Origin of the sequence: Streptomyces sp. NPDC060028, from assembly GCF_042736725.1 — a bacterium.
In the GTDB taxonomy this organism is placed as follows: Bacteria; Actinomycetota; Actinomycetes; order Streptomycetales; family Streptomycetaceae; genus Streptomyces.
The window spans coordinates 45755-58985 of sequence record NZ_JBHWVJ010000013.1 but is presented as its reverse complement, the minus strand read 5'-3'; the positions used below and the strand labels follow the sequence as shown (position 1 = coordinate 58985).

Sequence of the window (13231 nt, the reverse complement as noted above, 5' to 3'; positions counted from 1 at the left end):
GGCCGCCGCTTGTACTGGACGTACTCGGGCGGCCCGACAACACGGCGAGGTGCCGTGCCGGGCGCCGTGACACGGTGAACCTTGCCGGTCACAGCACTAGAGACGGGGCAGGGCGGTGGAGAGCCGGACCTTGAGCTCGGTGGAGAGCTCCATCCGGGGGCTGACCAGGGGCTGGCCGTCCAGGAGCTGGAAAAGGGTGCGGGCGGCGAGCCGACCCATCTCCTCCAGCGGCTGGCGCACCGTCGTCAGCGGTGGTGACAGCCATTCGCACATCGGCAGGTCGTCGAAGCCGACCACGCTGAGGTCCTGCGGGATGCTCAAGCCGCCCTGCCGGGCGGCTTCATAGACGCCCATCGCCTGCTGGTCGCTCCCGGCGAAGATGGCGGTCGGCGGCTCGGGGAGGGCGAGCAGTTCCTGGGCGCGCTGGAACCCGCCCTCGTGCTGGAAGTCGCCGAACCGGATCAGGTCGCGGTCGACCTCGATCCCGGCCCGCTCCAGCGCGGCCCGGTACCCGTCGATGCGGGCCTGGCTGCAGAGCATCTCCTTGCGCCCGCCGATCGTGGCGATCCGGCGGTGCCCCAGCTCCAGCAGGTGCTCCGTGGCGGCGAGGCCGCCCGCCCAGTTGGTCGCGCCGATGCTCGGAACACCGTTGCCCGGCAGGTCGATCGGGTCGATGACGACCAGCGCCACCCCGGCCTGTTCGACCTGGGCGCGCTGGGCCTGGGTGACCGAGGCGGTGACGAGGATGACGCCGTCGCTGTGGTGCAGGACCGGCAGTGCGGCCCAGCTCGACGGCGTGGCCTCGCCCGGCGGGACGAGCGACACGACGGTGCCGACGCTCCGCTGGGCGCACTCGGCCTCGACGCCGCGCAGTATCTCCACCGCCCACGCGCTGTCCAGACCGCCGATGATCAAGTCGACCAGGCCCGACCTGCGGGCCCTGCCCTGCCGGCCGGGGTGGAGGTAGTTGTGAGATCGCAGCAGGCTCTCGATCCGTTCGCGCGTCGAGGGTGCGACGTCGGAGCGACCGTTGATCACCTTGGACACGGTGGCCTGGGAGACCCCTGCCTCCGCGGCGATGACGGCCAGGGTCGGACGCTGCTCGCTCAACTTCTCTCCTCTGCACGGACGCCTTGGGCTGACGACAGGTATCGCAAACTTTCGAAGAGTTTCCGGTCGGCGCGACCTGCTTGTCAAGCACTAGAGAAGCCGCTGTTGGTGGATATATCGGTGAGAGGTCTTGACCGAGAAGCCCTGCGTTCCTAGTTTATGGCAGCACAGAATTCGAGAGTGTTGCGAAATGTTTTCGAGCGCGAACCGGCATTCCCCACCCCGGAGGTCCCATGACCAACACCCCCCCGAGCCGACGAAGCTTCCTGGCGCTCTCGGGCCTGACCGCCCTGTCCGTCTCGCTCGCCACGGCCTGCGGCAGTGGCGACTCCGGCGACAAGCCGACGGCCGACGGCAAGGTGACCTTCGCCTGGTGGAACATCGCCACGACGGAACCGGGCAAGTCCCTCTTCCCGCAGATCTCCTCGGCGTTCACGGCCGCTCACCCGAACATCACGATCAAGACGACCTCGTTGGAGAACGAGGCGTTCAAGTCCAAGCTGACCGCCACCACCTCGTCGGGCAAGCTCCCCGACGTCTTCCAGACCTGGGGCGGCGGCGTGCTGCAGCAACAGGTCGACGCGGGGCTGGTCGAGGACCTCACCGACGCGTTCGGCTGGTCGTCCGACCTCACCCCGGTCTCGCTGCAGGCCTATCAGTTCGAGGGCCGGACCTACGGGGTGCCCTACGACGTCGGCATGGTCGGCTTCTGGTACAACAAGAAGCTCTTCGCCAAGGCCGGGATCACCGCTCCGCCGGCCACCTGGGCCGAGTTCCTCGAAGACGTCAGGAAGCTCAAGTCCGCGGGCGTCACCCCGATCGCCCTCGCGGGCAAGGAGAAATGGCCGGGCCACTACTACTGGGCCTACCTCGCGATGCGCGTCGCGGGCCTCCCCGCGCTGCAGCAGGCCGCGACCACCAAGGACTTCACCGGCGCCGGCTTCGTCCAGGCAGGCACCCACCTCAAAGAGCTGGTCGACCTCCAGCCGTTCCAGACGGCCTTCCTCGGCGCCGGCTACGCCACCCCCGGAGGCCAGGCCGCGACCATGGGCAACGGCAAGGCCGCCATGGAGCTGATGGGGCAGTGGGGACCTTCGGTGCAGAAGGACGCGGGCGCCGATCTCGGAGCGGACCTGGGCTTCTTCCCCTTCCCGACGGTCGAAGGCGGCGTTGGCCAGGTCACTGAGGTGTTCGGCGGTGGCGGCGGCTTCGCGCTGCGCAAGGGCGCCCCGAAGGAAGCGCTGGACTTCCTGAAGTTCTTCGTCCTGGAAAACGAGTCCAAGCTGCTGGCCTCCAACGGCTACCTGCCGGTGGTCAAGGGCGCGGAGAGCCGGCTCGCCGACGCCAACAGGAAGGTGGTGGCCGACAGCCTGGTCAAGGCGACGGGCTTCCAGCTCTTCCTCGACCAGGCCTACCCGCCGGCGGTCGGCCAGGAGGTCAACGACAGCGTCGCCGACCTCATCGCGGGCAAGAAGACGCCCGAGCAGGTCACCAAGTCGATCACCGAGGCTGCGAAGGGTGCCTAGCTCCGTGTCCACCCTGACCAAGGAGCGGACGCAGGACGCCCTGTTGGTGCGCCCGCCCGCACCGGCACGGTCGTTCCTGCGCGGGTTGCGAAGCTGGGCGTCGGTCGCCTGGTTCCTCGTCCCGGCTCTGGTCCTCTTCCTCGTCTTCGTCCTCGCCCCGATAGCCGTCGCCGTCTATACCGGCTTCTTCAAGTGGGGCGGGACCGGCCCGATGGACGACTTCGTCGGCTTCGAGAACTACGCCAAGCTGTTCGACGATCGGGTCTTCCTCGGCGATCTGCGGCGCGGGCTGTACCTGATCGCCCTGTCGATCACGGTGCAGTTGCCGTTCGCGCTGTTCACCGCGGTCCTGCTCAACCAGAGGCTGCGCGGCCGGGCCGTCTACCGGATGCTGTTCTTCGCGCCGTACATCCTGTCCGAGGTGGTCACGGCGGTCCTCTTCACGATGATCTTCCTTCCCGGTGCCGGCATGGCCGACCATCTCGCCGGCGCCCTGGGCCTGGAGGGGCTGCGCGGCAAGTGGCTCGCCGATCCCTCGACGGTCATGCCGACCCTGTTCGTGGTCATGACCTGGAAGTACTTCGGCTTCCACATGATGCTCTTCCTCGCCGGGCTGCAGAGCATCCCGGGCGAGATCCTGGAGGCCGCCTCCATCGACGGCGCCGGCGTCTGGCAGCGCTTTCGGCACGTGACGCTGCCGTTGCTCGGCCCGACGATCCGGATCAGCGCCTTCCTTTCGATCATCGGGGCCATCCAGCTCTTCGACCTCGTCTGGGTCATGACCGCGGGCGGGCCCAACCACTCCTCCGAGACGATGGCGATCTCGATGTTCCAGTTCGGGTTCAAGCGCTACCAGGTCGGCTATGCCAGTGCGATCAGCGTGGTGTTGTTCATGATCAGCCTGGTCTTCTCCCTCTTCTACCAGCGTTACGTGCTCCGCCGTGACCTGAGCGGGGCCGTCACCTCGGGAGGTGGCCGATGAACGCCCGCCGGACGGCACGCGGCCTGTCGCTGCACGCCGTGATCTGGCTGATCGGCGCGTTCGTCGTCGTGCCGCTGATCTACGCGGTGATCTCCGGGTTCAAGAGCACCGGCGAGCTGACGACCAACCCGTTCGGGCTGCCCGAGCACTGGAAGACCGGCAACTACACCGGCATCCTCGGCGACGGAACGTTCTGGCGGCAGATCGCCAACAGCGCGGGCATCGCGATCGGCACGACATGCTGCACGGTGGCGGCCTCCGCAATGGCGGCGTTCGTGCTGGCCCGCTACGCCTTCCGGGGCAGGGAGCTGTTCTACACGCTGTTCACGATCGGGCTGATGTTCCCGTTCGCGGTGGCCGTCCTGCCGTTGTTCCTGCTGCTGCGCAACTTCGACCTGCTCGACAACCCGCTCGGAGTGATCCTCCCGCAGGCGGCCTTCGGTCTCCCCATGACGATCATCATTCTGCGCGGCTTCTTCCGGACCATCCCGGCGGAGGTCGAGGAGGCGGCCATCGTGGACGGCTGCGGCAAGTTCCGCTTCTTCTGGAAGATCCTGCTGCCGATGGCGCGTCCGGCGCTCGGCACGGTTTCGGTGCTGGCGATCGTCGCGAGCTGGAACAACTTCTTCCTGCCGCTGCTGGTGTTCAACAACCCGAAATGGCAGACGATCCCGGTCGGCGTCCAGCAGTTCCAGGGCCAGTACTCGACCGACTACGCGCTCGTCCTCGCCTACATCGTGCTCGCCATGGTCCCCGCCCTCGCCTTCTACGCCGTCGCCGAGCGGCAGTTGATCGGCGGCCTCACCGCGGGCGCCACCAAGGGCTGACTCGTCGCGCGTGACCTTCACCCCCGAGGAGACGTTGTGAAACGCCTGACCACACCGACAGTCTCAATGTTGTTAGCGCTAACATCGCAGGCGGCGGCCGTCGACCGACAGGGTCTACGACCCCATGCCGACGACCCTGCCGGCTGCCCCGCAGCAGGTCGTCGACTTCCTCAAGGTGCTCGGGCCGACCGTTCGCGCGTCCGGATCGAAAACCGGGGTGGTCTGCTGCGACGCCGCGGGCTGGGACCGGCAGGTCGCCCACACCGAGGCCATCGAGGCGGACCCCGCCGCCGGCAAGGCCGTGCAGAGCATCACCGGCCACCGCTACAGCGGTCCGACCGCGGTCCCACAGCCGACCGACAAGCGCGTGTGGATGTCGGAATGGTCACCGGACGGCACCACCTGGAACGAGAGCTGGGACGACGGCAGCGGCTACGACGGTCTCACCGTCGCGGCCGACATCCAGAACACCCTGACCGCCGGCCACGCCAATGCCTACGTCTACTGGACCGGCTAGACCCGAGGGGGGCGCTGGCCGCCTTCAGCCGGTTCATCCGCCCCGGCGCCGTCCGCGTGCCGGTCACGAACGCCGACCCGGCACTGCAGATCACGGCCTTCCGCAACACCGACGGCAGCCGCGTGATCGAAATCCTCGACACCGCGACCACCGAAAGCTCCGCCGAATTCTCCCTTCGCGGCGGGCACGACCGGCACCCCGACGGCTACGTCACCGACGAGACCCGCTCGATCACCCCGGCCGACATCGTCTCCACGCGGGGCACGACCCTCACGGCGACTCTCGCCGCGCGCGCTGACCACGATCGTCCTCGACTGACCCGCCCAGCCCCCGAGGAGTAGCCCGCCATGTCCATGTCCCGGATTCTCACCGCCCTGTCCGCCGCCATCTGCCTCTCGGCCGGTCTCGCCGCCGCGCCCGCAGCCGCCGAGCCCCGTCCCAGGACGCTCGGCGAACTGGCCGAGAAGCACCACAAGTACTTCGGCTCCGCCACCGACAACCCCGAGTTCACCGACGCCGCCTATCTGAAGCTCCTCGGCAGCGAATTCGGGCAGACCACCCCCGGCAACGCCATGAAGTGGTACGCCACGGAGCCCGAGCGCGGCGTCTTCGACTTCACCGCCGCCGCCAAGGTCGTCGGGTTCGCCAAGGCCCACCACCAGAAGGTCCGCGGCCACACCCTCATCTGGCACAACCAGCTCCCCGCCTGGCTCACCGAGGGCACCTGGAGCGCCGACGAGCTGCGCGCCATCCTCAAGAACCACATACAGACGGAGGTCCGGCACTTCAAGGGCCAGGTGATCCACTGGGACGTCGTCAACGAGGCCTTCAACGAAGACGGCACCTACCGCGAATCGCTCTTCTACAAGACGCTCGGCCCCGGCTACATAGCCGACGCCCTGCGCTGGGCCCACGAGGCCGACCGGCACGCCAAGCTGTACCTCAACGACTACAACGTCGACGGCATAGGCCCCAAGAGCGACGCCTACTACACCCTGATCAAGCAGTTGAAGGCCGACGGGGTCCCGGTGGAGGGCTTCGGCATCCAGGGCCACCTGGCGCTCCAGTACGGCTTCCCCGCCGACGTCCAGCAGAACATGCAGCGCTTCGCCGACCTCGGGGTCGAGGTCGCGGTCACCGAGCTCGACATCCGGATGGCTCTCCCCGCGACCCCGGAGAAGCTCGCCACCCAGGCCACCTGGTACGCCGACTACGTCAAGGCCTGCCTGGCGGTCAAGAAGTGCGTCGGCGTCACGATCTGGGACTACACGGACAAGTACTCGTGGATCCCCTCCGTCTTCCCCGGCGAGGGCGCAGCGCTGCCCTACGACGAGAACCTGCTGCCCAAGCCCGCTTACCACTCGATCAAGGAGGTGCTGGGCGGATGATCAGGACGGCGATCGTCGGAACGGGCGGGATCGCGGACATCTGCCACGTTCCCACCCTCCGGGCGCAGGCGTGGGTGTGGTGCGAGAAGCCGGTGGCGCTGTCACTGGCCGAGCTCGACCGGGTCCGCGGCGCCGAAGGGCCCGCCGTCGCGGGAGCGGTGTTCCAGCACAGGCACGGCTCGGGGGCCCGGTACCTGCGCGACCGGATCACGGCCGGGACGCTGGGCCGTCCGCTGGTAGCGCAGTGCGTCACGGCGTGGTACCGCGACGACGCCTACTACGACGTGCCCTGGCGCGGCACCTGGGAGGGCGAGGGCGGTGGCCCGACCCTGGGCCACGGCATCCACCAGATGGACCTGATGCTCGCGGTGCTCGGCGAATGGACCGAGGTACGCGCGATGGCCGGCCGCCTCGCGCGAAGTCCAGACCGAGGACGTGTCCACGGCCCTGGTCCGGTTCGACAACGGAGCCATCGCGACGGAACTGGTCACCGCCCTGTACAAGGCCGCGATCACCGGCCTGCCGGTCCGGCGCGGAGAGATCGACGCGGCCGACCCGTTCTACGGTTCGCTCGACGGAGGGCGCCCGGGGGTGTTCCGATGACGTTCGAACTCCTCGAGAACGAGAACTCGCTGACCGTCCGAGCTCGCGGCGTCGACCTCTTCCGGTACGTGCACCGGCCGGTCATGGACCCCTTCGAGGCGCCGAAGCCCTACCTGCATCCGGTGCGCACGCTCGCCGACGACGTGGTCACCGGGCACCGGCCGCACGACCACCGCTGGCACAAGGGCATCCAGATCACGGCGTCGTGGGTGTCGGGGCAGAACTTCTGGGGCGGCGGCACCTACCTGCACGGCCAGGGCTACGTGGACCTGCCGAACCGCGACGCCGACCTGATGTTCGGCAGCCCCGGCACGCAGGGCAGAAAGCTCGCCGGATACTCCGGCCTGTTCCGGCGCGGCCCGCGCGACTTCACCGGCGGCGACGTGCTCGGCCCCGCCATGGGCGAGCAGGGCGACTGGGTGGCCTTCATCGGCACGCACGACGAGGTCGACCGCTCCTCCACGCTCCTGTCCCGCCATGTCGCGGAACACCCGTGGTGACCCCGCTCCCCGGCGGCGTGGGGATCTCCGGGCTGACCGTGTACGACTGGGAGGCCGCCGACGGGCTGTGCGGCGGTACGCCCCACATGCACCTCGTCTGCTCCGAGGCCTACGTCGTCATCGGCGGCGCGGGCAGCGTCCAGACTCTCACCACCTCCGGTTTCGCCGACACCCCGCTGCTCCCCGGCGACGTCGTCTGGTTCACCCCCGGCACGATCCACCGCCTCGTCAACGACGGCGGCCTGCGCCTCGTGGTGCTCATGCAGAACAGCGGACTCTCCGAGGCGGGCGACGCAGTCTTCACCTTCCCTGCTCCTGTGCTGGCCGATCCCCACGCCTACCGGAGGGCGGCCGGCCTGAGCGGCGACCGTTCCGCGGCAGCGCGCCGCCGCCGCGACCTGGCGCTGGAGGGTTTCCTGGCCTTGCGCGAAGGCGGGCTGCAGGAGTTCCACATCGCGGCCCACCGCCTGAAGAGCGAGCTCCTGGACGCCTGGCGGATCCGCTGGCGTGACGGCGCCCTCGCCGCAGCCGTCACGACCGGCCGTCAGCTGGAACGGCTGAAGGCCGGAGACCTCTCCCACCTCGACCACGGCGAAGTGTCACGGCTGGAGTGCCCGGAGCACCAACGCTTCGGCATGTGCGGCCGCCTCCATACCTATCCCGTCCCCGACCCCTCAACGCGTCCGCCCCGCGGTCCGTCGGGGTCACCCCGCCCCCACCCCCCGAAGGAGCTCTTCTGATGTGGTCTCGCCCTCCATCCCCGGTCCACCTGAGACGACGCCTGCTCGCCGTCCTCGCGCCCTTGCTGCTCCTGGCCGCCTTCCTCGGTGTGCAGCCCGCCGGCGCGGCGACGGCCGTCGACCCCAACGCCTCGTACGTGCTGGTCAACCGCAACAGCGGCAAGGCCCTGGACGTCTACAACCTGGCGACCAACGACGGCGCCCGCATCACCCAGTGGACCAGGAACGATCAGAACCAGCAGCAGTGGCAGTTCGTCGACTCCGGCGGCGGTTACCACCGCATCAAGTCTCGCCATTCCGGCAAGGTGCTGGACGTCCAGAACGGGTCCACCGCGAACGGCGCCGCGATCGTCCAGTGGGCCGACGCGAACGGGACCAACCAGCAGTGGCGGCTGGCCGACAGCTCGGACGGCTACGTGAGGCTCATCGCGCGCCACAGCAACAAGGCCCTCGAAGTACAAGGCGGCTCCACCGCCGACAACGCGAACATCGTCCAGTACGACGACTGGGGCGGCACCAACCAGCAGTGGCAGCTCGTGAAGGTCGGTGGCGGCAACCCCGGCCCGTGCGATCTTCCGTCGACGTACCGCTGGACATCCACGGGCCCGTTGGCGCAGCCCAAGCCGGGGTGGGCCTCGCTCAAGGACTTCACCGTCGCCCCCTACAACGGCCGGCAGCTCGTTTACGCGACGACCCACGACACGGGGAAGAACTGGGGCTCGATGAACTTCAGCCCGTTCACCAACTGGTCGGAGATGGCCTCGGCCGGCCAGAACGCGATGTCGACGTCCACCGTCGCGCCCACGCTCTTCTACTTCGCGCCGAAGAACATCTGGGTGCTCACCTACCAGTGGGGTGGCGGGAGCGCCTTCTCCTACCGGACGTCGAGCGACCCCACGAACTCCAATGGCTGGTCGTCACAGCAGGTGCTCTTCTCCGGAAGCATCGCCGGCTCCGGAACAGGACCGATCGACCAGACCCTCATCGGTGACAGCACGAACATGTACCTGTTCTTCGCCGGTGACAACGGCAAGATCTACCGGGCCAGTATGCCGATCGGGAACTTCCCGGGCAGTTTCGGCTCGAACTCGACCGTGATCATGAGCGACACGACGAACAACCTGTTCGAAGCCGTTCAGGTCTACAAGCTCCAGGGCCAGAACCGCTACCTCATGATCGTCGAGGCGGACGGCTCGCAGGGCCGCTACTTCCGCTCGTTCACGGCCACCAGTCTGGACGGTTCCTGGACGCCCCAGGCCGGGAGCGAGAGCAGCCCCTTCGCCGGCAAGGCCAACAGCGGCGCCACCTGGACCAACGACATCAGCCATGGCGAACTGATCCGCACCAGTGCCGATCAGACCTTTACCGTCGATCCCTGCAACCTGCAGTTCCTCTACCAGGGACGCGACCCCAACGTCGGCGGCGACTACGGCCTGTGGCCCTACCGGCCGGGTCTGCTGACTCTGCAGCGCTGACGACGTGACACGGGTCCGGCTCCGCAGTGGAGCCGGCGTGGCGGGCTCGGCGCAAGGCCGAGCCCGCCCGGGTCACGCGCACCGCCATGAACCCGGTCCTCGATTCGCCAAGGAGCGATCTCATGAGCAGGAAACGAAATCTCACGCTGCTGACCATGGTGGCCCTGGCCCTGGCCCTGGCCACCACGGTCACCCCCACCACCCAGGCTCAAGCGCTCGACAACGGCGTGGGCCGCACCCCGCCGATGGGGTGGAACACCTGGAACACCTTCGGCTGCAACATCAACGAGACGCTGATCCGCCAGACTGCCGACGCGATGGTCAGCTCCGGCATGCGCGACCTCGGATATCAGTACGTCGTCGTCGACGACTGCTGGTTCAACCCGACCCGCGACTCCGCCGGCAACCTGCAGGCCGATCCGTCGAGATTCCCGAGCGGCATGAAGGCGCTCGGCGACCACCTGCACGCCCGGGGCCTGAAGTTCGGCCTCTACCAGGCACCCCTGGACCGTACCTGCGCCCAGTACTTCGGCTCCTATCCGGGCGCCACCGGCAGTCTCAACCACGAGATCCAGGACGCCCGGCAGTTCGCCGCCTGGGGTGTCGACTATCTCAAGTACGACTGGTGCTCCCCCACCGGCACCATCGACGACCAGGTCCGCACATTCGCGAAGATGCGCGACGCCCTGGCGGCCACCGGCCGGCCGATCCTCTACAGCATCAACCCCAACAGCATCCACGAGAAGACCGGCCCGCAGCGGAACTGGGGCGACGTCGCCAACATCTGGCGCACGACCGAGGACATCACCAACGTCTGGAACTCCGGTCAGACCAACGGCTACCCGATGGGCATCCAGAACATCGTCAACGTCAACGCGCCCCTGTCGGGCTACGCCAAGCCGGGGCAGTTCAACGACCCCGACATGATGGTGGTCGGCCGGGGCGGCATGACCGACACCGAGATGCGCAGCCACTTCGCCCTCTGGGCGATCATGGCCGCTCCAGTGATCGCGGGCAACGACATGCGGAACATGGACGCCGCGACCGCCACGATCATGAAGAACCAGAACCTGATCGCCATCAACCAGGACCCGCTCGGCCTCCAGGCCACCCAGATCAGCAACGACGGCACCCGCCGCATCCTGGCCAAACGGCTGAGCAACGGCGACGTCGCGGTCGCGCTGTTCAACCAGGGTGGCAGCACGACGACGATCAGCACCACCACCTCGGCGATCGGCCTGTCCGGCAACTCCTTCACCTTGCGTGAGGCCTGGACGAACGCCGTCACCTCGACCCCCGGAGCCATCTCGGCGAGCGTGCCGTCCCATGGCACCGTAGTGTTCCGGGTCAGCGGCGGAACGCCCAACCCCGTGTCCATGATCCAGGGCGTGGGGTCGGGAAGATGCCTCGATGTCACCGGAGCCTCCCAGGCGAACGGAACCCGGGTGGACATCTGGGACTGCCACGGTCAGGGCAACCAGCAGTGGACCTCCACGGCGGCCGGCGAACTGCGGGTCTACGGAAACAAGTGCCTCGACGTGAACAACAACGGCACCGCCGACGGTACCAGCGTGATCATTTGGGACTGCAACGGCCAGAACAACCAGAAGTGGCGCTCCGACACCGACGGAAGCATCACCGCCGTCGGCACGAACAAGTGCCTGGACGTACCCGGCAACTCCACGGCCAACGGCGTCTACCTCCAGATCTGGACATGCAACAATGCCGCCAACCAACGGTGGACCGAGTCTGACCGTGGCAATCCCCTCATGACACCCGAGCGGCCAGGGGATCGCCGGCCTCTACCCCGGTGAGGCCAAGAGACGGGGGCTCGTGTGCGGCCGTTCAGTTCACCGGGATGATGTCGGGGGCGCCGAGCCGCACCGCGTCGGCGGTCCGGTCGTCCGGCTGCTGCTGGGCCTCGCGCTCGGCGGCCACGCGCTTGAGGTAGTGGTCGACCTCGCGGTCCTGGTGCGCCCGGTCCCATCCCAGATGGGGCGCCATCAGCTGGGCCACGGTCAGCGCCGCGTCCGCCCCGCGGTCCCAGGACTCGATGGAGATCCGGGTGCGCCGGGCGAGGACGTCCTCCAGGTGGCGGGCTCCCTCGTGGGTCACCGCGTACACGGCCTCGACCCTCAGGTAGTCGTCGGAGCTCGGCAGTGCCTCGCCGAGCCGGGGGTCGGCCGCCACCAGGGCGAGCAGTTCGGGCGCCAGGGAGCCGTAGCGGTTCAGGAGGTGCTCGATGCGGGCGACATGGAGCCCGGAGCGCTCGGCAAGCCGGTGCCGCGAGTTCCACAGCGCCGGGTAGCCGTCGGCGCCCAGCAGCGGAACGCGGTGCGTGACGCAGTCGGGGACGTTCTCGTCCATGGCGCGGGCGGCCTCGTCCACCGCGTGCTGGGCCATCACCCGGTACGTGGTGTACTTGCCGCCCGCCACCACGACGAGTCCGGGCACCGGATGGGCCACGAGGTGCTCCCGGGACAGCTTGCTGGTCTCCGCCGCCTCGCCGGACAGCAGGGGGCGCAGGCCGGCGTAGACGCCCTCGACGTCCTCGGGGACCAGGGGGGTGACCAGGACGCTGTTGACGTGTTCCAGCAGGTAGGTGACGTCCTTGGAGCTGAGGGCGGGGTGGGCCTTGTCGAGTGTCCAGTCGGTGTCGGTGGTCCCGATGATCCAGTGCCGGCCCCAGGGGATGACGAACAGCACGCTCTTCTCGGTCCGCAGGATCAAACCGGTGCGGGAGTTGATGCGGTCACGGGGGACGAGCAGGTGGACGCCCTTGGAGGCGCGGACGTGGAACTGGCCGCGGGTGCCGGCCATGGCCTGGGTGTCGTCCGTCCACACCCCGGTCGCGTTGACGACCTGCTTGGCCCGCACCTGCGTCTCGTCGCCGCTCTCCAGGTCCGTGACGACGGCGCCGACCACCCGCTCGCCCTGTCGCAGGAAGCGGCTGACGCGGGTGCGGTTGGCGGCCAGTGCCCCGTACGAGGCGGCCGTACGGGCGAGGAACAGGGTGTGCCGGGCGTCGTCGACCTGGGCGTCCCAGTACTGGATGGCGCCCACCAGGGCGTCGGAGCGCAGGGCAGGTGCCTCGCGCAGGGCCCGGTGCCTGCTCAGGTGGCGGTGGTGGGGCAGGCCTCCGGAGGTGCCGGAGGCCCGGGCCATCACGTCGTACAGCAGCACGCCGGTGCCGACGTACGGGCGCTCCGTGACGCGGTGTTGCAGGGGGTAGAGGAACGGCACCGGACGTACCAGGTGGGGGGCGAGGAAACGGAGCATGAGGCCCCGTTCCTTGAGCGCTTCGGCGACGAGGCGGAAGTCGAGCATCTCCAGGTAGCGCAGGCCGCCGTGGATGAGTTTGCTGGAGCGGCTGGACGTACCCGACGCCCAGTCGCGGGCTTCGACGAGTCCGACGCTCAAGCCCCGGGTGGCGGCGTCCAGGGCGGCCCCGCAGCCGACGACGCCGCCTCCGACGACGAGGACGTCGAGTTCGCCCTGTCCCATGGCGGCGAGGGCCTGCGTGCGGGCTTGGGGTGAGAGCGCCACCGGATCGACCATGGTCT

12 protein-coding genes and 1 pseudogene are annotated in these 13231 nt (G+C 68.7%); 11 read left to right on the top strand and 2 right to left on the bottom strand.

The annotated features are described in order from the left end of the window. Positions 1 to 96: 96 nt before the first annotated feature. Positions 97 to 1110, bottom strand: a complete 1014-nt coding sequence (locus ACFWBF_RS09700) for a LacI family DNA-binding transcriptional regulator (protein ID WP_385597829.1) — start codon at positions 1108 to 1110, stop codon at positions 97 to 99. A gap of 233 nt (positions 1111 to 1343) precedes the next feature. Here ACFWBF_RS09700 and ACFWBF_RS09695 point away from each other — a divergent pair, with 233 nt between their 5' ends. The 11 genes and pseudogenes from ACFWBF_RS09695 (at position 1344) to ACFWBF_RS09645 (ending at position 11482) form a co-directional block, all read left to right on the top strand. Next, entirely contained in the window at positions 1344 to 2636 is a 1293-nt protein-coding gene (locus tag ACFWBF_RS09695) for an extracellular solute-binding protein (protein ID WP_385597826.1), read from the top strand. Beyond that, positions 2629 to 3618: a carbohydrate ABC transporter permease gene (locus ACFWBF_RS09690; RefSeq protein ID WP_385597823.1), complete on the top strand. Its 990-nt coding sequence runs from the start codon at positions 2629 to 2631 to the stop codon at positions 3616 to 3618. The genes ACFWBF_RS09695 and ACFWBF_RS09690 overlap by 8 nt, the downstream gene beginning before the upstream one ends. Next, positions 3615 to 4445 carry a carbohydrate ABC transporter permease gene (locus tag ACFWBF_RS09685; protein ID WP_385597820.1) on the top strand — a complete coding sequence of 277 codons (831 nt, stop codon included), beginning with the start codon at positions 3615 to 3617 and terminating at the stop codon, positions 4443 to 4445. The genes ACFWBF_RS09690 and ACFWBF_RS09685 overlap by 4 nt, the downstream gene beginning before the upstream one ends. Before the next feature lie 124 nt (positions 4446 to 4569). Further along, on the top strand, positions 4570 to 4962 hold the full coding sequence (locus ACFWBF_RS09680) for a hypothetical protein (protein ID WP_385597817.1): 393 nt from the start codon (positions 4570 to 4572) through the stop codon (positions 4960 to 4962). Positions 4963 to 5018: 56 nt separating this feature from the next. After that, positions 5019 to 5303 carry a glycoside hydrolase family 30 beta sandwich domain-containing protein gene (locus ACFWBF_RS09675; protein ID WP_385597814.1) on the top strand — a complete coding sequence of 95 codons (285 nt, stop codon included), beginning with the start codon at positions 5019 to 5021 and terminating at the stop codon, positions 5301 to 5303. Positions 5304 to 5309: 6 nt separating this feature from the next. Then, positions 5310 to 6350 (top strand): endo-1,4-beta-xylanase, encoded by a 1041-nt coding sequence (locus ACFWBF_RS09670; protein ID WP_385597811.1) that lies wholly within the window; start codon positions 5310 to 5312, stop codon positions 6348 to 6350. Positions 6351 to 6397: 47 nt separating this feature from the next. Further along, positions 6398 to 6953, top strand: a pseudogene (locus ACFWBF_RS09665) (Gfo/Idh/MocA family protein); the annotation flags it as partial. Continuing rightward, positions 6950 to 7453 carry a DUF6807 family protein gene (locus ACFWBF_RS09660; protein ID WP_385597809.1) on the top strand — a complete coding sequence of 168 codons (504 nt, stop codon included), beginning with the start codon at positions 6950 to 6952 and terminating at the stop codon, positions 7451 to 7453. The pseudogene ACFWBF_RS09665 and the gene ACFWBF_RS09660, both read left to right, overlap by 4 nt. Then, positions 7450 to 8193, top strand: a complete 744-nt coding sequence (locus ACFWBF_RS09655; protein WP_385597951.1) for a cupin domain-containing protein — start codon at positions 7450 to 7452, stop codon at positions 8191 to 8193. The genes ACFWBF_RS09660 and ACFWBF_RS09655 overlap by 4 nt, the downstream gene beginning before the upstream one ends. Beyond that, positions 8193 to 9668 (top strand): non-reducing end alpha-L-arabinofuranosidase family hydrolase, encoded by a 1476-nt coding sequence (locus ACFWBF_RS09650; protein WP_385597806.1) that lies wholly within the window; start codon positions 8193 to 8195, stop codon positions 9666 to 9668. Before ACFWBF_RS09655 ends, ACFWBF_RS09650 begins: the two co-directional genes overlap by 1 nt. 122 nt (positions 9669 to 9790) lie before the next feature. Next, positions 9791 to 11482, top strand: a complete 1692-nt coding sequence (locus tag ACFWBF_RS09645; protein ID WP_385597803.1) for a glycoside hydrolase family 27 protein — start codon at positions 9791 to 9793, stop codon at positions 11480 to 11482. A gap of 31 nt (positions 11483 to 11513) precedes the next feature. Here ACFWBF_RS09645 and ACFWBF_RS09640 read toward each other — a convergent pair whose 3' ends face one another. Continuing rightward, positions 11514 to 13226, bottom strand: coding sequence for a glycerol-3-phosphate dehydrogenase/oxidase (locus tag ACFWBF_RS09640; RefSeq protein ID WP_385597800.1), 1713 nt, complete (start codon positions 13224 to 13226; stop codon positions 11514 to 11516). Between the last annotated feature and the right edge of the window lie 5 nt (positions 13227 to 13231).

Excerpts from the sequence above, each read along its gene's own strand:
- ACFWBF_RS09695 (WP_385597826.1), top strand. The coding sequence starts at position 1,344 with ATGACCAACACCCCCCCGAGCCGACGAAGCTTCCTGGCGCTCTCGGGC.
- ACFWBF_RS09685 (WP_385597820.1), top strand. The coding sequence starts at position 3,615 with ATGAACGCCCGCCGGACGGCACGCGGCCTGTCGCTGCACGCCGTGATC.
- ACFWBF_RS09680 (WP_385597817.1), top strand. The coding sequence starts at position 4,570 with ATGCCGACGACCCTGCCGGCTGCCCCGCAGCAGGTCGTCGACTTCCTC.
- ACFWBF_RS09670 (WP_385597811.1), top strand. The coding sequence starts at position 5,310 with ATGTCCATGTCCCGGATTCTCACCGCCCTGTCCGCCGCCATCTGCCTC.
- ACFWBF_RS09660 (WP_385597809.1), top strand. The coding sequence starts at position 6,950 with ATGACGTTCGAACTCCTCGAGAACGAGAACTCGCTGACCGTCCGAGCT.
- ACFWBF_RS09650 (WP_385597806.1), top strand. The coding sequence starts at position 8,193 with ATGTGGTCTCGCCCTCCATCCCCGGTCCACCTGAGACGACGCCTGCTC.
- ACFWBF_RS09645 (WP_385597803.1), top strand. The coding sequence starts at position 9,791 with ATGAGCAGGAAACGAAATCTCACGCTGCTGACCATGGTGGCCCTGGCC.
- ACFWBF_RS09640 (WP_385597800.1), bottom strand. The coding sequence starts at position 13,226 with ATGGTCGATCCGGTGGCGCTCTCACCCCAAGCCCGCACGCAGGCCCTC.